Below are 18,924 nucleotides of genomic sequence, written 5' to 3'. Positions count from 1 at the left end.
AAGCGGGTGCCCCTGTGAACCTTGGGAGTCAGGCATCATGACCCAGCAGTCAGTGGAACCGAAGACCAGCGCGGAGGCCGCGGGCCCCGGCTCGCGCGTCCCCGCCGGAAGATCATGGCTCGACCGCTACTTCCACATTTCCGAACGAGGCTCCACGGTCGCGCGTGAGGTGCGCGGCGGCGTCACGACCTTCATGGCCATGGCCTACATCCTTCTGCTCAACCCGCTGATCCTCGGCGGGGAGGACGTCAACGGGAACCTCCTCAGCCAGCCGGGCCTGATCACCGCGACCGCCTTCGCGGCTGCGGCGACGACCCTGCTCATGGGCTTCGTCGGCAAGGTGCCCCTGGCGCTCGCCGCCGGACTCAGCGTCTCCGGCGTGCTCGCCTCGCAGGTCGCGCCGAACATGACCTGGCCGCAGGCCATGGGCATGTGTGTGATCTACGGTGTGGTGATCTGCCTCCTGGTGGTCACCGGCCTCCGCGAGATGATCATGAACGCGATCCCGCTCGCGCTCAAGCACGGCATCACCATGGGCATCGGGCTCTTCATCGCCCTCATCGGCCTCTACAAGGCCGGCTTCGTCCACCAGGGCCAGGCCACCCCCGTCTCCCTCGGCCCGGCCGGTGAACTCGCCGGCTGGCCCGTCCTGATCTTCTGCGTGACCCTGCTCCTCATCTTCATGCTCCAGGCGCGCAACATCCCCGGCGCGATCCTGATCGGCATCGTCGTCGGCACCCTGGTCGCCATCGTCCTCAACGCGATCATCGACATCGACGTGAAGGCGTGGAGCAGCGGCCCGCCCACCCTGGAGGGCGGCGCGGTCGCCACGCCCGACTTCTCGCTCTTCGGCAACGTCGAGTTCGGCGGCTGGGGCCACGTCGGCGTGATGACCGTCAGCCTGATCGTCTTCACCCTGGTGCTGGCCGGCTTCTTCGACGCGATGGCCACCATCATCGGCGTCGGCACCGAGGCCGAGCTCGCCGACGACAAGGGCCGGATGCCGGGCCTGTCCAAGGCGCTGTTCATCGACGGCGCCGGCGGCGTCATCGGCGGTGTCGCCTCGGGCTCCGGTCAGACGGTCTTCGTCGAGTCGGCCACCGGGGTCGGGGAGGGGGCCCGGACCGGGCTCGCCGCCGCCGTCACCGGCCTCTTCTTCGCCGCCTGCCTCTTCTTCACCCCGCTCACCGCGATCGTGCCCACCGAGGTGGCCGCCGCCGCCCTCGTCGTCATCGGCGCGATGATGATGCAGAACGCCCGGCACGTGGACTGGAGCGACCGCTCCGTCGCCATCCCGGTCTTCCTGACCGTGGTCCTGATGCCCTTCACGTACACCATCACCACCGGTGTCGCCGCGGGTGTCATCGCGTACTCCGCCATCAAGCTCGCCCAGGGCAGGGCCCGCGAGGTCGGGGCCTTCATGTGGGGGCTGACGGTGATCTTCATCGTCTTCTTCGCCCTCAACCCGATAGAGAGCTGGCTCGGCGTCCACTGACGCCTGCCGTCCGACCCCTCTTCCCCTAAGGAGACACGCCATGCTGGACATCGCCGAAGAGCTTCACCGGTGGGTCTCGCAGGGACGCGAGTTCGCCGTGGCCACCGTGGTGGCGGTCGGCGGCAGCGCGCCCCGGCAGCCGGGTGCCGCCCTCGCCGTCGACGCCGAGGGCACGGCCATCGGCTCGGTCTCCGGCGGATGTGTGGAGGGCGCGGTCTACGAACTGTGCCGACAGGCACTTCAGGACGGGAGGTCCGTCCGCGAGCGCTTCGGCTACAGCGACGAGGACGCCTTCGCGGTCGGCCTGACCTGCGGAGGCATCATCGACATCCTGGTCACACCGGTGCGGGCGGACGATCCCGCCCGCCCGGTGTTCGCCGCGGCGCTCGCGGCCGCCGCCGAGGGGGCGGCGGCCGCCCTGGCCCGCGTCACGGAGGGCCCCGACGAGCTGCTCGGACTCCCGCTCCTGGTCCGGTCCGACGGGAGTCACGAGGGCGGGCTCGGCGGCCACCCGGCGCTGGACCGGACCGCCGCGGCCGAGACCCGGGCCCTCCTGGACGCGGGCCGCACCGGCCCGCTCGCCATCGGCGCGGAAGGCTCCCGCTGCGGCCGGCCGATCGAGCTCCTGGTCGAGTCCAGCGTGCCCCCGCCCCGCATGATCGTGTTCGGCGCGATCGACTTCGCCGCCGCGCTGGTGAGGGCCGGGAAGTTCCTCGGCTACCGGGTCACCGTCTGCGACGCCCGACCGGTCTTCGCCACCGCCGCGCGTTTCCCCGACGCCGACGAGATCGTCGTCGACTGGCCCCACCGCTACCTCGCGGAGACCGCAACCGACGCCCGTACGGTGCTCTGCGTCCTCACCCACGACGCCAAGTTCGACGTGCCGCTGCTGGAGGCCGCCCTGCGCCTCCCGGTCGCCTACGTCGGCGCGATGGGCTCGCGCCGCACCCACCTGGAGCGCAACGACCGGCTGCGCGAGGTCGGCCTCACCGACCGCGAACTGGCCCGGCTGCACTCGCCGATCGGCCTCGACCTCGGCGCCCGTACCCCGGAGGAGACGGCCCTGTCCATCGCCGCCGAGATCGTCGCGGTCCGGCGTGGCGGCAGCGGCGTACCGCTCACCGGGGCCCATACCCCCATCCATCACGACAGCAGCGGACAACCACTGGCGTCGGTGGCCTGAAACACCTGGTCGACGCAGGGCGGTTAGCCGCCACGGCGGTTTCCCGCCCATGCCGAACGCAGCGGACACCCCGGATCTACCGGTAGATCAACCGCATGACTCCTTCCCCCTCCTCCGTTCCCGGCCGGGCGAGATCCGCGCGCCCAGGACGCCGTCACCGTGGACCGCCCCGACGGGGCGAGCGGCGGGTCCGCGTCCAGCAGGCGGGCACCAGGGGATCATCAGGGCCTTCGGCCTGAAGTCCTGACACGACCTGCTGAGACGTGGTCCCGGGCCCCCGCGCTCCGGGGGCGCGGAACCACCTGCGTGGAGCGAGACCGGGTACCCGGTCGGCAGCGGCACGGAGTGAGCCGGTGCCGGTGTGCGGGGGCCTGCCCCGGGTCACACCGGCACACGGTCACGTCCTTCCCGCTCAGCGCCCCGCCTGCAGCGCCCCCCACGTGGCCGGGCCCACCTTGCCGTCGACGTCCAGGCCGCGGCTGGTCTGGTAGGTGCGTACCGCGCTCTCCGTCGTCTGGCCGAAGCTGCCGTCGGCGCCCACCGTGGTGCCGAGCGCCGCCGTCAGGGAGCGCTGGAGGCGCTTCACCGCGTCGCCGGAGCTGCCGCGGGCGAGGGCGGGGGTCGTGCCGGCGGAGAGCAGGGCCGTCCAGGTCTTCGGGCCGACCGCGCCGTCGGCGGTGAGGGAGCGGGCCCGCTGGAACGCCTGGGTGGCGCTCTTGGTGTCCGGGCCGAAGATGCCGTCCGCCGTGCCCGCCGCGTACCCCTGGGCGTTGAGCAGCTGCTGGATCGCCTTCACCTGCGGGCCCGACGAGCCCGACTGCTGGAGGGTGTACGAGGGGAAGGTCAGGCTGTCACCAGGGGTGCCGGGGCTGCCCCCGACCAGCTGCATGTAGTAGTTCCAGTCCCAGTGCACTCCGGGGTCGGTGTGGTCGTTGCCGGGGACCTCGCTGTGGCCGACGATGTGCGTCCTATTCTTCGGGATGCCGTGCCGCGCGGCGAGGTGCGAGGTCAGGGCGGCGGACGAGCGGTACATCGCGTCGGTGAACCAGGCCGGGTTGTCCACCCACCCCTCGTGCTCCAGACCGATGGACGAGGAGTTGGCGCTGCGGGCGTGCCACGCCGTGTCGGAGTCGCGGACCGTCTGGGTGATCTCGCCGTCCGAGGAGCGGATCACGTAGTGGGCGCTGACCTGGGACGCCGGGTTCTGGAACCAGCTGATGGAACCGGCGTACGAGCCCTGCGTGACGTGGACGACCACCTTGTCGATGGTCGCGGTCCGGCCGGTGGCGTAGTTCTGGGACGAGGCGGGGACCCAGAGCGCAGAGGGGTAGTCGGGGCTCTGCGCGTACACCCCGGCGGCGGCGAACTCGTCCTTGTCCGGGGCGACCGGGCGGGAGGGCACCCGAACCTCCTCGCCGCCGGGGGTTGTCGCGGTCAGGCCCTGGGCGAGGAACGTGAACACCGTGTCCGCGTAGAGCGCCGCCGCCGGCCCCTCGGCCTCGCTGTACCGGGCGACCGCCGGGTACCAGGCGTTCACATCCCGCCGCTCCGTACGGTCCAGGCCGAGGCGGTCGGCGTGGTCGCGCAGGACGGCGGCGCCGCCGAGGATGTTCGTCGCGGTGTCCCGGCGCAGCCGGTCGGCCGACTCGCCGGTCAGCGCCGCGGCCTTCTCCAGCGAGCGGTTGTCGGGGTTGCTCGCCAGGTGCATCACCCCGTACCCGTTCGCCTGGCTGGGCTCGCCCGCGTGGCCGTCGAGGCGGCTCTCGCCGTAGCCGACGGCGGCCAGCAGATCACGCGGTACGCCGTACTCCCGCGCCGCCCGGTCGAAGGCGCGGTTCAGCGGTTCGGCGGCGGGCGGGGCGGGGGCGGCGGTCGCCGGCTGGCCGGTGGCGACCAGTGCGGTGACCGTGAGGGCCGCCAGGACGGACGCGCGGGCCCGGGTGCGGGCGACGACGGGACTTCTGGGCATGGGGGCTCCTGCTCTGTGGGGAATCTGTGGGGAAATCCGTGGGAGGAGAAGAGAGCAGCCCCCGGCCCGGGTGAAGGACGCGAGGGGCTGCGAGCGCACCCAGGCTAGCGAGGTGAGAAGGGCATGACAATGAAGGCCGGTTCGCGGCGTGTCGCACAACTGGCCTTACAAGCGGGGAAGTTGATGGTCAATCAGGGTCCTGTCGGGTGACAGGGCGTGTCACCCGACAGGGGGTGCGATGGGCCGATCGGCTCCGCCTGCGCTACCAGCGGTTCCGGTGGATGACGTCCGCCACCGGGCGGCGCCGGACCGGTCCGAAGTTGCCCTGCGGCCACCCCACCGGGACGGCGGCGAACGTCGCCATGTCCTCCGGGATGCCCAGCTCCTGCTTCCACTCCTGCTCCAGGAACAGATGCCAGATGGTGATGTTCGCCGCGAGGCCGAGACCCCGTGCCGCGAGCAGCAGGTTCTGGACGCCCGGATAGACGCAGGAACCCTCCGCCAGCGCCTGGAACCGCGTCTGAGAGGCCATCATCCGCTTGCTCGCCTCCGGGCCGAGGGCCTGCGCGGAGGCGATCAGCCCCTCCTCGTCGAGCCGCGGCGCCGGGAAGCGGTAGCACGGCACGATCAGCGCGGGAGTGTCGGCGAAGTGGTCGCGCTGGTACTCGATCGCCGCCACCATCCGCCCGTACGCCGCCTCGTCCATGCCCTCGGGCGCGTACTTCCCGGTCGTCGCCAGGTAGGAGTCCACGCACCGCTTCCAGAGCGGCGCGAGCCGGGCCATCACCTCACGGTCGGTCACCACGACGTACTCGTAACACTGCATGTTGCCGCCGCTGGGTCCCCAGACGGCGGCCTGTATGAGCTGATCGATCGTCTCGTCCGGTACCGCGTCCGGCTTGAGGCGGCGCATGGCACGCATGGTGGCCATGGTGTCGAAGAGAGCGGGGCCGCCGAGGGCGGACGGGTCGGCCTGAACCGTTTTCATGGTCATGATCGCGGAGTCTAGGCAGAACTCCCGGCTCAGGGGAGTGGGGTGCCTCCCCGACTTCCGAGGCCGCGGCGCTCCTCCGCCTCAGGGGCCGCGCCAGAGGTTGGCGAAGGCCGAGTTCTCGATCGTCCGCCGCTGGCGTACGGCTTCCAGCTCCATCACCGCGTCGTGGACGGCGGTCACCACGGCCGTCACCGCATCGTCGTCCGGGCCCGGCTCGTCCTCGGCGTCCTCGGGCCGTCCGCCCTCGACGCCGACCGCCGAGGCGAGGGCGGCCAGGACGGGTTCCCGCCGCTCCCAGCGCTCGGCCGCCTCGCGTCGGGCGGGGGTGTCGGCCGGCTCCACGCGTTTCGAGCCGAAGGAGAGCCGGCCGCTCCGCTCCCGGGTCAGCTCACCGTCCTCCTCCAACGCGGCCTGGTAGGCGGCCGAGAGGTCCCGGCCCCGCCGCCACAGCCAGTCCTCGATCCGCTCGTGGGGCGACTCACGGGTGAGCTGCGCCGCGGCTTCGCCCAGGAGCCGGTCCTGCGGCGTCGCCGCCTCGCCCGGCACGATGTGGTCCTCGTCCACGGTGACGGCACCCGCGTCGATCAGATCGATCAGTTCGGCTCCCGCGAGTGCGAGCGACAGGTCGCCCTGCCCCACGGAATGCGCCGGCTCCGGTTCCATGGCGATGATGAACAGGTCTTTCGCCGTGGTCATGAACGGCTCCTCTCGGAACATCGGCGGAGAATCCACAGAAGATGGGTCGATCAGTATCACGCCGCCCGGGTGGCCGGGCGCCCGTCAGCTCCTCGTCAGCCGGACCACCGGGATGTCGCGCTCGGTGCCCGCCTGGTACTGCGCGTAGCGCGGGAACAGCTCCACCAGGCCCGGCCAGACCCGGGCCTTCTCCTCGGCCGGGAGGGTCGCCGCGACGGCCGGGAAGCGCTCGGTGCCCACGCGGAGCTCCACCTCCGGGTTGGCCTGGAGATTCAGGTACCAGAGCGGCGGGCGGTCCGAGCCGCCGTTGGAGGCCACGATCAGGTAGTCCTCGCCGTCCCGCCCGTACATCAGCACCGTCCGCCGTACGACCCCGCTGCGCCGCCCCACGTAGTCCATCAGCAGACAGGGGACCCCGAGCTGAGTCGTGCCCTTCGTGCCGCCGGACGACTCGTACAGCTCCGCCTGCCGGGCCACCCAGCCGGTGGGGCTGACCTCGACCTCCGCAGCTCCGTCCGCTTCCGCCGCCATGTGCCTCTCCTTCGCCTCGTGCGGTCCGTTCCCTCACCTCGTACGGTCCGTTCCCCCTTCTCGTACGGTCCGTCCCTCCATCCTGCACCCCCGTCCGGCCGCACCGGGGGATTCGTACACCTGGACAGGGCTCCCACCGCACGGGGGAACGCGAGCCGGGAACCCCTCGGTGAAGGCGTATAAAGGGTCCTTCCGGAGCAGCCGGCGTCCCCCGATGGCCCCTCCCCACCTCACCCCCAACCGCGCGGCCGGCGTCACCGCGTCACTGAGCCCAGGAGCGCCAATGAGCACCTCGGAAGAGATCAGCGCCCTGCTGGTAGCGAAGTTCGGAACCGACCCCGAGGCGCTGCGCCCCGATGTTCCGCTGCACCGGCTGCGGCTGGACTCCCTCGCCCTGGAGGAGCTGCGGCTGCTCATCGAGGACCGGCTGGACGTCGATCTGGAGGACGTCGCGCTCACCTCGCGCGACACTCTCGGCCGGCTGATCGAGGTCGTCCACGTGAAGGCCACCGCATGAGCGCCCCAGCGGCCCCCGCGCCCTACCGCCGTACGCCGCTCGCCCCGTTCGCCGCCGCCGTCACCGGGGTCGGCCTCGTCACCGCGGCCGGTACGGGCGCCCGGGCCGCCTGGCACGGCGTCACCGAAAAGCTCGCCCCGTCCGTCGGCCCCCGCCCCGAACTGGACGGCCTCCCCTGTGACTTCTTCTACTCGGTCACCGACTGCGACCCGCGCGAGGTACTCGGGGTGGCCGCCCAGCGGCTGATGGACCGCTTCGCCCAGCTCGCCGTCATCGCCGCCCGCGAGGCCGTCGCGGACGCCGGGCTCGACCCGGCCCTCTGGGACAGCGGCCGGGTCGGCATCGTCATCGGATCGGCGCACGGCGGGCTCCCCTTCTACGACGAGCAGCACGCCGCCCTCACCGCGCGCGGCGCCCGCCGGGTCTCCCCGAAGCTCGCCCCCCTCAGCGTCGTCAACGGTGCGGCCAGCAGCGTCAGTCTGGACCTCGGCGTCCAGGGCCCCAGCCAGGCCGTCTCCACCGCCTGCTCCTCCGGCACCGTCGCCATCGGCACCGCCCACCAGATGCTCCGCTCCGGGGCCTGCGACATCGTCATCGCGGGCGGTGCCGAATCCACCTGCAGCCGCCTGCTGTTGGCCAGCGCCTGCAGCCTGAAGGCCGTCTCCACCCGCCGCGAGGACCCCACGGCCGCCTGCCGCCCGTTCGACACCCACCGCGACGGCTTCGTCGTCGGTGAGGGCGCGGGCCTCCTCGTCCTGGAACACCCCGAGCACGCCCGCGCCCGCGGCGCCACCGTCCGTGCCCATGTGAACGGTTACGGAGCCTCCAGCGACGCCCACTCCGCCGTCGCCCCGGACCCCGAAGGCCTCGGCATCGAACGGGCCCTGCGCACCGCCCTCGCGGACGCCGGGCTCTCCCCGGCCGACGTCGGACACGTCAACGCGCACGGCACCTCGACGCTCGCCAACGACCTCATCGAGGCGACCATGCTCCGCCGCGTCCTCGGCGCGAGCCCTCTCGTCACCTCCACCAAGGCGATGACCGGCCACACCCTCGGTGCGGCGGGCGGCATCGAGGCCGCGCTGACCGTGCTGGCCCTTCAGCACCAACTGGTCCCGCCCACAGTCAATCTGGACGCCCCTGACCCGCTGATCGAGATGGACGTCGTCGCCAAGGAGGCCCGCAGCGCCTCCTTCGAGTGCGCGGTGAAGACCTCGCTCGGCTTCGGCGGACACAACGCGGCACTCGTCCTCACCAGGGCCTGAACGGAAGGGAGTCGGGGAACGATGCCCGAGGAGATCATCCGGACGCTGTCGGTGGACGGCGTGCGTTACGGCTACCGCGTCCTGCCGCACGCCTCCGCCGGCGGCGCCCCCCTCACCGAACCCGCGCTCGTCCTCGGCGGCGCCCTCCAGGGCATGTACGGCTGGCCCCAGATGGACGACCACCTCGGCCCGGCCACCGACGTGGTCACCGCCGACCTGCCCGGCATGGGATCCGCCGACCCCCTGCCGCCCGGCCCCAGCGCCGACATCCTGCGCCGGGCCGTGCTCCGGATCGCCGACGACCTCGGCGCCCCCCGGCTGAACCTCTTCGGCTTCTCCTACGGCACCGCCATCGCCTTCGGCTTCGCCCGGCGCCATCCCGAGCGGGTGGCCCGGCTCGCCCTCGGCGGCGTACCGGTCCATATCGACCAGGCCCAGGTGGAGCGCTGGGAGCGGGCGCGGGAGGTGCTGGCGGGCGGGGACCGCGAGGGCTTCGCGGCGATGGCCGCGGACGCGCTGATGTGCCTGGACCCGGAACGTATCGTGCATCGGCGGGAGTTGGCCCGCCGCTACGTACGCCGCTCGTTCCTGCACGCTCTCACCCACTCGCCGCACGCGACCAACTCGCTCTACCGGGCGCTGGCCGACCGGCCGGACTTCTCCGGCGGGCTGAGTGGCGTCCAGGCCCTGGTGTTCGCCGGGGAGCACGACACGGTGACCTCGCCGGAGCGGCAGCGGGAGTTCGCGGCGACCATCGAGGGCAGCCGGTTCCTGACGGTTCCGGAGTCCGACCACTGGGTGGTCCTGGAACGGGCCGTCGAGGTGGCGGACCTGGTGTCACGGTTCTTCCTGGAGGGGCCGCCCGCGAGCGCCCCCGTCAGCCTGCCGCGTCAGGCGGGTGCCCCGGCGGGCCGGACCTGAGGGTCCGGCCCGCCCGGGCGCCTGGGGCTCAGTGCCCGGAGCCGCCGACCTTGATCCGCACCACCTGCGGGTCGTGGTCGCTCGCCTGGTCGGCGAACTCCGCGTTGATGTGCACCACGTCGTAGTCGAAGCGCCGGACCGCCGGGCTCGTCAGGATGTGGTCCAGCGTCTGTGAGTTGCCGTCGAAGACGTAGCTGTACCGCTCCGAGGGGTGCAGCGTCGTGATCAGAGGCTTGAGCACCTTGCCCTGGGTCAGCGCCGTGAACGTCGGGGAGAACTCGAAGTCGTTGAAGTCCCCGAGCGCCACCACCTGCGCCGACTTGTCCGCCTTCAGCAGGGAGGTGACGAAGGTGTTCACCTCGGCGGCCTGCTGGATCCGCTTGGTCTCCGAGGAGCGGTTCGGCTCCTGGAAGCGGCCGTGCAGCGGCTGGTCGCCACCCTTGGAGCCGAAGTGGTTGCCGATGACGAAGACCGGCTTGCCCCGGAAGGTGAACTCGCCCACCAGAGGCTTGCGGCTTGCCTCCCACGCCGGGCTCGCCGGGTTGATCCGGCCGGGCGAGGCGGAGAGCTCGACGCCCTTGCGGGTCTTCACCGCCTGGACCGGAGTGGTGGCGTCGCCGCCCGACCGGTCGGCGAAGGAGACCCGCTCGGCGTTGTAGAGGAAGACGTTGCGGATGTTGCCGCCGGGCTCGCCGCCGTCCTTGTTGTTCTCGGGGGCGATGTAGCGCCAGGCGTAGCGCGGGCCGCCCTTGGCGACGATCGCGTCCGTGAACCGCTTCAGCGTCGCCTCGGAGCCCACGGTGCCGTCGTTGACCGGCCCGTTGTCGTCCTGGATCTCCTCCAGCGAGACGATGTCGGGGGAGGAGAGGTTCGTCGCGACGCCCTCGGCCAGCGTGTCGAACTTGTCCTGCGGGTCGGCCGCGTCCAGGTTCTCCACGTTGTACGTGGCGACCGCGAGCTCGTTCCTCTTCTGCTTGCGGGTCACCTCGCGCCCCAGCTTCTTGTCGACGTGCGTGCCCAGCTCGGTGGCCTGCACGTTGTAGCCGCCGTAGGAGGCGTAGTCGAGCACACCGGTGGTGCGGCCCTTCAGCACGTCACCCACGTTCGCCGTGGGGATCGGCTGCGCCGGGTCCAGCGACATCACCTTGAGGCGGCCGGTGTTCTGGTCCGTGTACGAGGCGTAGAGCGTGCCGCCGCGCCGGGTCGGGTTCTCCTTCGGCTTGACCGTCACCCAGATCTCGTCGTACGCGGTCGTCGCCCCGGTCACCCGGGTGTCGGCGATCTCGACCCGGGCGCCCTCCAGGGCCTCGTACAGGTCCAGGGCGTAGCGCTTCGGCTCCAGGGGCAGCGCGTCGGTGGCGCCGCCGCCCGCCGAGGGCACGTAACGGCCGGGCACCGAGCGGGCGTCGAGGACGACCGGCGCGGGCAGCGCGTTGCCGGAGGAGAGGACGGTGGTGCGCGGCGCGGTGAGCTGGGTGATCGACTGGGTGCTGGTGCCCGGGTAGTACTCGGCCACCTTGCCGCTCACCAGGACCGCGTCGCCGACCTTGACGGCCGGTGCTGCGGAGCCGGTGTAGACGAACAGGCCCTCGCTGGTCCGCACGTCCTGGTCGGGCGCGGTGTCCTGGATCCAGAAGCCGCGCGAACCCGTGGTCCGTACGCCGGTGACGGTGCCCGGCACGCCGGTGACCGCCGTGCCGGCGAGCGGGGAGATACGGGTGGTGCCCTGGATGTCGTGGATCCGTACGGGGCCGGGCTCGGTCGGGCCGGGCTCCTCCGGCTCCTGGCCGCCGCCGGACGTCTCGCCCGCCGCGTTGACGGGGGTCGGGGCGCCGGCGGAGAGGTCGGCGGCGTTGTCGTCGGTGTCGGTGAGCGAGGCGGTCCGGGAGACGGAGGCGGTGGCCGAGGCGGTGGGGGCCGGGCCGCTGCCCTCCCGGACGACCGCGGAACCGTAGCCGACCAGGTCCACGATGCGGGGCTCGGCCGCGCAGTCCGCCGCCGTTTTGCAGGTGAGCGGCGTGGTGCCCGAGACCAGGGCCACGGTGCCGCTTCCGGCGGCCATGGCGATGGTGCCGGTGGCGTCCGGGGTGGGCAGGGCGACGGTGCCGCCGGTGCCCGCGGCCTGGGCGACCAGGTAGCGGCCGCCGGGGGCGATCGCCCCGGTGAGCGCGGAGACCTGCCACTGCGAACCGGCCGACGGAGCGCCCGGCAGGTACTGGACGCTGAAGCCGGCGACCTCGAACGGCGTGGAGCCGGCGTTGGCCAGCTCGACGAAGTCCCGGGTCAGCGTCGCGCCGGAGTTGCCCCCGCCGCCGTACACCTCGGAGATCACCGCGGTGGCGGACGGGGCCGCCTGGGCGGCGGGCAGGGCGGTCACCGCGAGCGCGACGGCGACGGCGCCGGTCAGCAGGACGGAACCGGATCTGGATATCTGCACGGGAGGTGCCCCTCAAGCTTGGTGGTAAGAGCCAAAAACTATGCGCGTAGAACGGGGCATGACAAGGCATCACCGGTTAATTCCCGGCGTCACCCCCATGGAGGACAGGCTGCCACGCCTCGCACGGCCCCTCGTACGGGCTCGTCGCGCGCCCGCCACGCGCCCGTCACGTGCGGCAATGTCCGGGCCAGACGCCCCCGTGAGACGGCCGTCCACCATGCGGTCAACGGTTCGGCGTCGTCGACCACCGCCCGGCCACCACCGCCCGCGCGGACCGGGTCGTCGTCCTCGACGCCCGAGCCGTCACCGAGAGCGGCAGCCATGGCGCGCGACGCCGGTCACTCCCCGGCGGTCACCGACGGCGCCTCGTCGCGCCGCCGTTCTGCGTGACCGCCGAGGAGGCCGGTCGGGGTCACTGGCGGATGCGCTCGCGGATCCAGACCCCGGCCTCCTTCAGGACCCCGGTCCCGGTCCAGTTGGAGCCGTTGCAGGTGCCGGTCTTGAAGACGGCACCGGAGCGGTGGTCGTCGGAGTAGTTCCAGTTGGTCCAGGAGATCTTCTTGCGCTTCATCAGGTCGAGGTAGCGCTGCGACATCGTGAAGTCGTTGGCGCCCTCGCCCGCGTAGTTCTGCGTCCCGAACTCCGTTACGAAGACCGGGAGTTTGTCGGAGGCCCGATCCAGGGCGCTGAGGTACGCCTCACGGTGCGACGACGCGTAGAAGTGGAAGGTGTACATGATGTTCGAGGCGCGGACCGGGTTGTTCACGACCTCCGACTCGTTCGAGCCCTCCGAGACCCCGAACGAGGACCAGGCGCGCGTCCCGACCAGGACAACCGCGTCGGGGTCCTGCGCCCGGATCACCGGGATGATCTGCTCGGAGTACGACTTGATGGCCGACCAGCTCACCCCCGAGGGCTCGTTGGCGATCTCGTAGAGCACGCCCGGGTGGTCCTTGTACTTCTTCGCCATCGCGGTGAAGAAGGTCTTGGCCCGCGCGAGGTTCGCGTTCGGGTCGCCCGGCGTGAGCATGTGCCAGTCGATGACCGCGTACATGCCGCGCGCGTGTGCCGCGTCGATGAACTTCTGTGCCCGGGCGGTGAATCCGGCCGGGTCGGTCTCGTACCCGCCCTCCTGTACGTAGGTGGAGACGCGCAGCACGTCGGCGCGCCAGTCGGTGGCCAGGGCGTTGAGCGACCCGTCGGTGACGCACTGGGCGTACCACTGGGTGCCGTGGGTGCTCATGCCGTTCAGGGCGACGGCCTGGCCCGAGGCGTTACAGAGCTGCCGACCGCAGACGGAGAGCTGGCCGTTGGCCGCGAGCGGGGTCGCGGCGGTGGGGGCGGCGGGGGCCGGTGCGGCCCCCGCCCGGACGGGGGCCAGGAGTGCGGTGACCACGCCGAGCGCGGACGCGGCGATCAGGGCCTTGCGGGTGAATCTGCGCCGGCCGGCCGTGGGGGTCGGCTCGGTGGGAGAAGTGGTGCGCTGGTACATGGTGGTGCTCCCTTCGGGTGGGGGTGGGAGACGCCATGGCGGCAGAACTGAAAGTAAAGCTTCCTTCCAATTGACGCAACAGTGTGGGGAAACTCTCCTGTCTGTTGAGGCCAAGAGAAAAGGGGCCCCTAAGAGCCCCTGGGTCTCTCGCCGTTGATCAGCCCTGCGGCAGCGGGTACACCGCCAGCGAGAACGAGTGGCCCGCCGGATCCCCGTACACCCGGACATCGCGCGGACCGCTGTTGCTGTCACCGGTGTCGACGGGCCGGGCCCCGAGCGAGATCGCCTCGCGCTCGGCCTCGTCGATGTCGTCGCTGCTCACCAGGATCCGCAGATGGGCCTGTTGGGAGTCCTCCGGGCGGGGCCAGCTCGGTGGTGCGTAGCCGTGGTCGCGGCGGATCGCCAGCCGGACGCCGTCGTTGCCGACGATCTCCACGAAATCGGGGTCGGAGCCGATCCGTATGTCCGCCGCGAGCAGACCGGCGTAGAACTCGGCCAGCTCCATGGGTTCGGCACAGTCGAGGACGAGGACGCTCGTTTTCTCCACAGTCATGCGGGAACAGGTACCCCCGGTCACCCCGGACACGCCGTGCACCGGATGTCCGGATGAGGAAAGACCCGGCCCGACCTAAGGTGCGAACCATGGCAGAGAGCGCGGCGCGTCCCGGCCCGGGCGGACGGGACGCCGACCCCGGCCCCGACCCTCGGCGCTGGAAAGCGCTGGCGGTGTGCCTGGTGGCGGGGTTCATGACCCTGCTGGACGTCTCCATCGTCAACGTGGCCCTCCCGTCCATCAGGGAAGGGCTGAACACTGCCGAGTCCGACCTCCAATGGGTGCTCTCCGGCTACGCCCTCGCCTTCGGCCTCTTCCTGATCCCGGCCGGGCGCCTCGGCGACGCGCGCGGCCGCCGGGTCGTCTTCATGGCCGGACTCGCCCTGTTCACCCTGGCCTCCGCCGCCTGCGGAGCCGCCCAGTCCAGCATGTGGCTGGTCATCGCCCGACTGGTCCAGGGCGTCGCGGGTGGCCTGATCTCGCCGCAGATCTCCGCGCTGATCCAGCAGATGTTCTCCGGGCGCGAGCGCGGCCGCGCCTTCGGCATGTTCGGCACGGTCGTCGGGATCTCGACCGCCGTGGGCCCGCTGCTCGGCGGTCTGCTCATCCAGGCGGCGGGCCCCGACCACGGCTGGCGCTGGGTCTTCTACGTCAACCTCCCGCTCGGCGCCGTCTGCCTCCTGCTGGCCCACCGCCTCCTCCCGGACACCCCCTCCGCCGGCCGGGTCCGCCCGCGCGACCTGGACCCGGTGGGCGTCCTGCTCCTGGGGGCCGGGGTCCTGGCCCTGCTGCTGCCCTTCGTCCAGGCCCAGCAGTGGCCCGGCAACGGCAAGTGGCTCCTGGTCGTCCTCGCCGCCGCCCTGCTCGGCGCCTTCGTCGCCTGGGAGGCGCGATGCACGGGCGGGCCGACCCACCCCGTGCTGGACCTCTCGCTGTTCCGACTGCGCTCCTACTGGCTGGGGTGCCTGCTGATCCTGCTCTACTTCGCCGGGTTCACCTCGATCTTCTTCGTCACGACCCTCTACCTCCAGTCCGGCCTCGACTACTCCGCCCTCCAGGCCGGGCTCGCCGTCACCCCCTTCGCCCTCGGCTCCGGGGCCGCGGCGTCGATCGGCGGCCGGCTCGTCGGGCGGTTCGGCCGCCCGCTGGTGGCGGTCGGACTCACGATGGTCGCCCTCGGCCTCGCGGGCACCGCGCTCGCGGTCCACTGGGTCCCGGGCGGCGGCGCGGGCTGGGCGATGGCCGCGCCGCTGCTCCTCGCCGGCCTCGGCAGCGGGCTGGTGATCGCCCCCAACCAGACGCTGACCCTGGCCGAGGTCCCCGTACCCCGGGCCGGTAGCGCCGGAGGTACCCTCCAGACCGGTCAACGGGTCGGCTCCGCGGTGGGGATCGCCGCCGTGGGCGCGGTGTTCTTCGCCCAGGTCGGCACGGAGGGCTGGGCCGACGCGTACGACCACGGCCTGATCGTCTCGGTCGCCTTCGTGCTGGCCGCGCTGATCGTGGCGCTGGCCGATGTCGGAGCCGACCGGCGGGGCAGACGACGTGAACGGAAAGAACGCACCGATCCGACGAGGAGCGCGGCATGAGCGACACATCCGGAAAGAGCGCCGGGAGCGACGGCAACACCTCCTACGGCCACAAGCCGTTCAAGCGGTCCCGCAGCCACTTCGCCGACCGCATCACCGCCGACGGTCAGGACGGCTGGCCCGTCGAACCGGGCCGCTACCGGCTCGCCGTCAGCCGGGCCTGCCCCTGGGCCAGCCGCGCCCTGGTCTCCCGGCGCCTCCTCGGCCTGGAGGACGCCCTCTCCCTGGCCGTCACCGACCCCCTCCAGGACGACCGCAGTTGGCGCTTCACCCTGGACGCCGGCGGCAAGGACCCGGTGCTCGGCATCCGCTATCTGAGCGAGGCGTACGACGCCCGGGAGCACGACTACCCCGGCGGCGTCAGTGTGCCCGCGATCGTCGACGTACCGAGCGGGCAGCTGGTCACCAACGACTTCCAGCAGATCACCCTGGACCTCGCCACCGAGTGGACCGGCCTGCACCGCCCCGGCGCCCCCGACCTCTACCCCGAGCCGCTGCGCGCGGAGATCGACGAGGTCATGGAGGGCATCTACCGGGACATCAACAACGGGGTCTACAAGGCCGGGTTCGCCAGCAGTCAGCAGGAGTACGACGAGGCGTACGAGGCCCTCTTCGCCCGCCTCGACCAGGTCTCCGCCCGCCTCGCGGACCGGCGCTACCTGGTCGGCGACACCATCACCGAGGCCGACATCCGGCTCTTCACCACCCTGGTCCGCTTCGACGCGGTCTACCACGGACACTTCAAGTGCAACCGTACGAAGATCACCGAGGACCCCGTCCTGTGGGCGTACGTCCGCGACCTCTACCAGACCCCCGGGTTCGGGGACACGGTCGACTTCGACCACATCAAGCGCCATTACTACCAGGTGCACACGGGCATCAACCCGACCGGCATCGTCCCCCTCGGCCCCGACCTCTCCGGCTGGACCACCCCGCACCACCGCGAACAGCTCGGCGGCCGCCCGTTCGGTGACGGGACGCCGCCGGGACCCGTACGGGACGACGAGCGGGTCACGTCGGTCGACCAGGTCTGAGCCCGGGCCTCAGCTCACCCGAGGCGGGGGCGGCTGCGCCGCGAGGGCGTCGGCGGCGAGCGGGGAGCGGGCCAGCACCACACAGCCCGTGGCGATCAGCCCGAGCCCGGCCAGCTCGGGCAGCAGCCACCAGCCGGTGCGCAGCTCCTCCTCGAAGAGCGTCACCCCGTACAGGATGCTGATCAGCGCGTCCCCGAGCGTCAGCACCGGCTGCACGGCCACCAGGCTGCCCGCGTGCAGGGCGTTCTGGAGCAGGAAGAGCGCCCCCACCCCGGCCGCGGCCGTCGCGTAGAGCTGCCAGGACGTCACCAGCGCGACGGCCCCGCCGTCCGGGCCGAGGTGCGCCATCGCGTCCTTCATCAGCGCCGCCGTCAGCGCGTAGCCGCAGGCGGCGGCCAGCCCCAGCAGGGCCGCCCTGGCGTTGCCGCGCACCCGCAGCGCGGCGACGATCAGCACCGCCTCGAACGTACCGGTCAGCAGCAGCGTCGGGACCCAGTCCGCACCCCGTACGGCGTCGGTGCCGTCGACCGGCGCGGCCGACGCGAGCCCGATCGCGAGGCCGGCGGTCACCGCGGCGACGCCGTACCAGACCGTGCGCGGCGCGCGGACCCGCATAATCCAGCCGGCCAGCAGCAGGGTCGCGGGCAGCTCGATGACGAAGATCGGCTGCACCACCGAGATCGGCCCGGTCGCCAGCGCCACCGCCTGGCAGACGGCGGCCACGATCACCAGGGCGATCCCGGCCAGCCACACCTTCTGGCGCACCAGATGGCCGATCAGGGAGAGGTGCAGCGCCTCGCTGTCCGGCACCCGCATCGCCGCCCGGCGCTGGAGCACCGAGGCGGAGCCGTTGCTCAGGGCGGTCAGGACGGCGAAGAGGACACTGATCACCGGTTCATCATGGGGCGGGCGGGGGAGGAGCGCGCGGGGCGGGGGCCGATGGGCGTAACGCCGTAACTCCCGTGATCCGTGGTCGCGGACCGTACCTGTCCGCATGCATCGCTACCGTACGGACCATGGCCGCGAAGAAGCACCCCGCCGTCCTCTCCACCCGGGCGCTGAACCGGGCGATGCAACGGGGCGGGCAACCAGTCGTACGGGACCGTCCTGGTCGACGGGTTCTTCGACGCCGTCTGGCGGGTCGACCGGGACGGGGACGCGGCGGCCCTGACCGTGCGGCCGCTGCGCACCCCGCGGCCAGGCGAGCGCGCTGAGATCACCGAGGAGGGGCAGCGGATGCTGTCGGTGATGACGGACGCGACCTCGTACGCCGTCCGGTTCGGCACGTTCCTGGACTTCGGGACGGAGGCCCTGCCCACACATGCCACGACGTCCACCTCACGCGGCGCGAGCCGCACCTCCCGGACCACCGCATCGGCCGGTTCCGGCGCTTCGACGCCTTGTCCGAGCGCGCCATGCCGAGTGCGGCCCGGTCAGGCGGCTTCGATGATGTCGGAGCCGTCCGACCGGGTCGCCGTCGCCCATTCGATGAGCAGCACCTCGTACGTCGCGGACTCCACCGCGGACCAGTCCTGGCCCGCACGTGAGTCCACGAGCGCGCGGATGGCTTCGTTCGCCTGGGCGGCGGACGCGACGGCGGGCTGCGCGGCATGACGTGGAGTCAAATCCATGCCCTTAGCTTACGGGGCACCACTGACAGCGACCGACGCCGACTCAGGCGCCGGTACGGACGCCGGTGGTGGTGCCGGTGCCGAAGGCTGTAGGGGCAGCAGTTCTCGCCGCATGCAGACCCGCGGCCAGCGGTCCAGGCCGTGCTGCGCCTCCTCCCCGCGGATCGTGCGCAGCCCGTCGGTGAGCTCGCGCTCGTGCAGCACCCGGAAGCCGATGCGCGTGTAGTACGGGGCGTTCCAGGGCACATCGCTGAAGGTGGTGAGAGTGAGCGCGGTGAGCCCCTGTCCGAGGGCGAGCGCGGCGAGCCGGTCGATCAGCGTGCGGCCGATGCCCCGGCGGGCCGCCACCGGGTCCACCGAGATCTGCTCGATGTGCAGGGCCCCGTCGACGGGATCGGCGATCACATAGCCGAGCGGCCGGTCACCGGTGGCGGAGAGGGGATCGGTGGCCACCCAGCACCGTCCGGCCCGCCGGTAGCTCTCCAGCAGGTCGAGCGGGGGCGGATCGTCGTCGGCCACGGAATGCATGCCGAGGGTGCGGAAGGGTTCCCCTGCGGCGCGCTCGATGTCCTGGAGAAGGCGGAGATCGGAGCGTCTGGCGGAGCGGATACGCATGTACT

Annotated in this window: 17 protein-coding genes and 1 pseudogene; 8 read left to right on the top strand and 10 right to left on the bottom strand. The window is 72.1% G+C overall.

The window, feature by feature from the left end; translation table 11 throughout:
• Positions 1 to 37 precede the first annotated feature (37 nt).
• The gene (locus AMK21_RS26070) at positions 38 to 1,495 is read left to right on the top strand and encodes an NCS2 family permease (protein ID WP_073881633.1); all 1,458 of its coding nucleotides are present in this window, start codon (positions 38 to 40) and stop codon (positions 1,493 to 1,495) included.
• A 40-nt stretch (positions 1,496 to 1,535) separates the two neighbouring features.
• Complete coding sequence (locus tag AMK21_RS26065) at positions 1,536 to 2,678, top strand: XdhC family protein (RefSeq protein WP_073881632.1); 1,143 nt, start codon at positions 1,536 to 1,538, stop codon at positions 2,676 to 2,678.
• Between the two features lie 412 nt (positions 2,679 to 3,090).
• Here the strand turns inward: AMK21_RS26065 and AMK21_RS26060 are convergent, their stop codons facing one another.
• The 4 genes from AMK21_RS26060 to AMK21_RS26045 form a co-directional block, all read right to left on the bottom strand.
• Entirely contained in the window at positions 3,091 to 4,647 is a 1,557-nt protein-coding gene (locus tag AMK21_RS26060; protein WP_073881631.1) for a peptidoglycan-binding protein, read from the bottom strand.
• Between the two features lie 262 nt (positions 4,648 to 4,909).
• Positions 4,910 to 5,641: a nitroreductase family protein gene (locus AMK21_RS26055; protein WP_073881630.1), complete on the bottom strand. Its 732-nt coding sequence runs from the start codon at positions 5,639 to 5,641 to the stop codon at positions 4,910 to 4,912.
• Between the two features lie 81 nt (positions 5,642 to 5,722).
• Complete coding sequence (locus AMK21_RS26050) at positions 5,723 to 6,337, bottom strand: GOLPH3/VPS74 family protein (RefSeq protein WP_073881629.1); 615 nt, start codon at positions 6,335 to 6,337, stop codon at positions 5,723 to 5,725.
• 84 nt (positions 6,338 to 6,421) lie between these two features.
• On the bottom strand, positions 6,422 to 6,868 hold the full coding sequence (locus AMK21_RS26045; protein ID WP_073881628.1) for a nitroreductase family deazaflavin-dependent oxidoreductase: 447 nt from the start codon (positions 6,866 to 6,868) through the stop codon (positions 6,422 to 6,424).
• A gap of 283 nt (positions 6,869 to 7,151) precedes the next feature.
• On the opposite strand from AMK21_RS26045, the gene AMK21_RS26040 reads away from it, so the two are divergent.
• The 3 genes from AMK21_RS26040 to AMK21_RS26030 are packed head-to-tail and all read left to right on the top strand — an operon-like array spanning position 7,152 to position 9,571.
• Positions 7,152 to 7,385, top strand: coding sequence for an acyl carrier protein (locus AMK21_RS26040; RefSeq protein WP_015612298.1), 234 nt, complete (start codon positions 7,152 to 7,154; stop codon positions 7,383 to 7,385).
• Positions 7,382 to 8,650: a beta-ketoacyl-[acyl-carrier-protein] synthase family protein gene (locus tag AMK21_RS26035; RefSeq protein ID WP_073881627.1), complete on the top strand. Its 1,269-nt coding sequence runs from the start codon at positions 7,382 to 7,384 to the stop codon at positions 8,648 to 8,650. The genes AMK21_RS26040 and AMK21_RS26035 overlap by 4 nt, the downstream gene beginning before the upstream one ends.
• A gap of 21 nt (positions 8,651 to 8,671) precedes the next feature.
• Positions 8,672 to 9,571, top strand: a complete 900-nt coding sequence (locus tag AMK21_RS26030) for an alpha/beta fold hydrolase (protein ID WP_073881626.1) — start codon at positions 8,672 to 8,674, stop codon at positions 9,569 to 9,571.
• Positions 9,572 to 9,599: 28 nt separating this feature from the next.
• On the opposite strand, the gene AMK21_RS26025 is transcribed toward AMK21_RS26030, so the two are convergent.
• The 3 genes from AMK21_RS26025 to AMK21_RS26015 all read right to left on the bottom strand — a co-directional run bounded on the left by AMK21_RS26025 (position 9,600) and on the right by AMK21_RS26015 (position 14,053).
• Positions 9,600 to 12,008 carry an endonuclease/exonuclease/phosphatase family protein gene (locus tag AMK21_RS26025; RefSeq protein WP_073881625.1) on the bottom strand — a complete coding sequence of 803 codons (2,409 nt, stop codon included), beginning with the start codon at positions 12,006 to 12,008 and terminating at the stop codon, positions 9,600 to 9,602.
• Between the two features lie 412 nt (positions 12,009 to 12,420).
• Positions 12,421 to 13,500: a glycoside hydrolase family 5 protein gene (locus AMK21_RS26020; RefSeq protein ID WP_073881624.1), complete on the bottom strand. Its 1,080-nt coding sequence runs from the start codon at positions 13,498 to 13,500 to the stop codon at positions 12,421 to 12,423.
• Between the two features lie 157 nt (positions 13,501 to 13,657).
• Positions 13,658 to 14,053: a VOC family protein gene (locus tag AMK21_RS26015; RefSeq protein WP_073881779.1), complete on the bottom strand. Its 396-nt coding sequence runs from the start codon at positions 14,051 to 14,053 to the stop codon at positions 13,658 to 13,660.
• An 89-nt stretch (positions 14,054 to 14,142) separates the two neighbouring features.
• Here AMK21_RS26015 and AMK21_RS26010 point away from each other — a divergent pair, with 89 nt between their 5' ends.
• Positions 14,143 to 15,639 carry an MFS transporter gene (locus AMK21_RS26010; protein ID WP_073881623.1) on the top strand — a complete coding sequence of 499 codons (1,497 nt, stop codon included), beginning with the start codon at positions 14,143 to 14,145 and terminating at the stop codon, positions 15,637 to 15,639.
• Positions 15,636 to 16,673, top strand: a complete 1,038-nt coding sequence (locus tag AMK21_RS26005) for a glutathione S-transferase family protein (RefSeq protein WP_073881622.1) — start codon at positions 15,636 to 15,638, stop codon at positions 16,671 to 16,673. The genes AMK21_RS26010 and AMK21_RS26005 overlap by 4 nt, the downstream gene beginning before the upstream one ends.
• 9 nt (positions 16,674 to 16,682) lie before the next feature.
• Here AMK21_RS26005 and AMK21_RS26000 read toward each other — a convergent pair whose 3' ends face one another.
• Positions 16,683 to 17,564: a DMT family transporter gene (locus AMK21_RS26000; RefSeq protein ID WP_073881621.1), complete on the bottom strand. Its 882-nt coding sequence runs from the start codon at positions 17,562 to 17,564 to the stop codon at positions 16,683 to 16,685.
• Between the two features lie 183 nt (positions 17,565 to 17,747).
• On the opposite strand from AMK21_RS26000, the pseudogene AMK21_RS37210 reads away from it, so the two are divergent.
• Positions 17,748 to 17,975: pseudogene (locus AMK21_RS37210) on the top strand (DNA glycosylase AlkZ-like family protein); the annotation flags it as partial.
• A 131-nt stretch (positions 17,976 to 18,106) separates the two neighbouring features.
• Here the strand turns inward: AMK21_RS37210 and AMK21_RS25990 are convergent.
• Together AMK21_RS25990 and AMK21_RS25985 are read right to left on the bottom strand one after the other, a co-directional pair.
• On the bottom strand, positions 18,107 to 18,304 hold the full coding sequence (locus AMK21_RS25990; RefSeq protein ID WP_073881620.1) for a hypothetical protein: 198 nt from the start codon (positions 18,302 to 18,304) through the stop codon (positions 18,107 to 18,109).
• 9 nt (positions 18,305 to 18,313) lie between these two features.
• Positions 18,314 to 18,919, bottom strand: coding sequence for a GNAT family N-acetyltransferase (locus AMK21_RS25985; protein ID WP_073881619.1), 606 nt, complete (start codon positions 18,917 to 18,919; stop codon positions 18,314 to 18,316).
• Positions 18,920 to 18,924: the final 5 nt, after the last annotated feature.

The organism is Streptomyces sp. CB00316 (assembly GCF_001905595.1).
GTDB lineage: Bacteria > Actinomycetota > Actinomycetes > Streptomycetales > Streptomycetaceae > Streptomyces.
Note: the sequence above shows the minus strand (reverse complement) of the source record. Positions and strands in the feature narration are given on the sequence as shown.

Coding starts and splice junctions, on each gene's coding strand:
- AMK21_RS26040 (WP_015612298.1), top strand. CDS start 7,152: ATGAGCACCTCGGAAGAGATCAGCGCCCTGCTGGTAGCGAAGTTCGGA.
- AMK21_RS25985 (WP_073881619.1), bottom strand. CDS start 18,919: ATGCGTATCCGCTCCGCCAGACGCTCCGATCTCCGCCTTCTCCAGGAC.
- AMK21_RS26065 (WP_073881632.1), top strand. CDS start 1,536: ATGCTGGACATCGCCGAAGAGCTTCACCGGTGGGTCTCGCAGGGACGC.
- AMK21_RS26070 (WP_073881633.1), top strand. CDS start 38: ATGACCCAGCAGTCAGTGGAACCGAAGACCAGCGCGGAGGCCGCGGGC.
- AMK21_RS26030 (WP_073881626.1), top strand. CDS start 8,672: ATGCCCGAGGAGATCATCCGGACGCTGTCGGTGGACGGCGTGCGTTAC.
- AMK21_RS26020 (WP_073881624.1), bottom strand. CDS start 13,500: ATGTACCAGCGCACCACTTCTCCCACCGAGCCGACCCCCACGGCCGGC.
- AMK21_RS26045 (WP_073881628.1), bottom strand. CDS start 6,868: ATGGCGGCGGAAGCGGACGGAGCTGCGGAGGTCGAGGTCAGCCCCACC.
- AMK21_RS26055 (WP_073881630.1), bottom strand. CDS start 5,641: ATGACCATGAAAACGGTTCAGGCCGACCCGTCCGCCCTCGGCGGCCCC.
- AMK21_RS26050 (WP_073881629.1), bottom strand. CDS start 6,337: ATGACCACGGCGAAAGACCTGTTCATCATCGCCATGGAACCGGAGCCG.
- AMK21_RS25990 (WP_073881620.1), bottom strand. CDS start 18,304: ATGGATTTGACTCCACGTCATGCCGCGCAGCCCGCCGTCGCGTCCGCC.
- AMK21_RS26005 (WP_073881622.1), top strand. CDS start 15,636: ATGAGCGACACATCCGGAAAGAGCGCCGGGAGCGACGGCAACACCTCC.
- AMK21_RS26010 (WP_073881623.1), top strand. CDS start 14,143: ATGGCAGAGAGCGCGGCGCGTCCCGGCCCGGGCGGACGGGACGCCGAC.
- AMK21_RS26060 (WP_073881631.1), bottom strand. CDS start 4,647: ATGCCCAGAAGTCCCGTCGTCGCCCGCACCCGGGCCCGCGCGTCCGTC.
- AMK21_RS26015 (WP_073881779.1), bottom strand. CDS start 14,053: ATGACTGTGGAGAAAACGAGCGTCCTCGTCCTCGACTGTGCCGAACCC.
- AMK21_RS26035 (WP_073881627.1), top strand. CDS start 7,382: ATGAGCGCCCCAGCGGCCCCCGCGCCCTACCGCCGTACGCCGCTCGCC.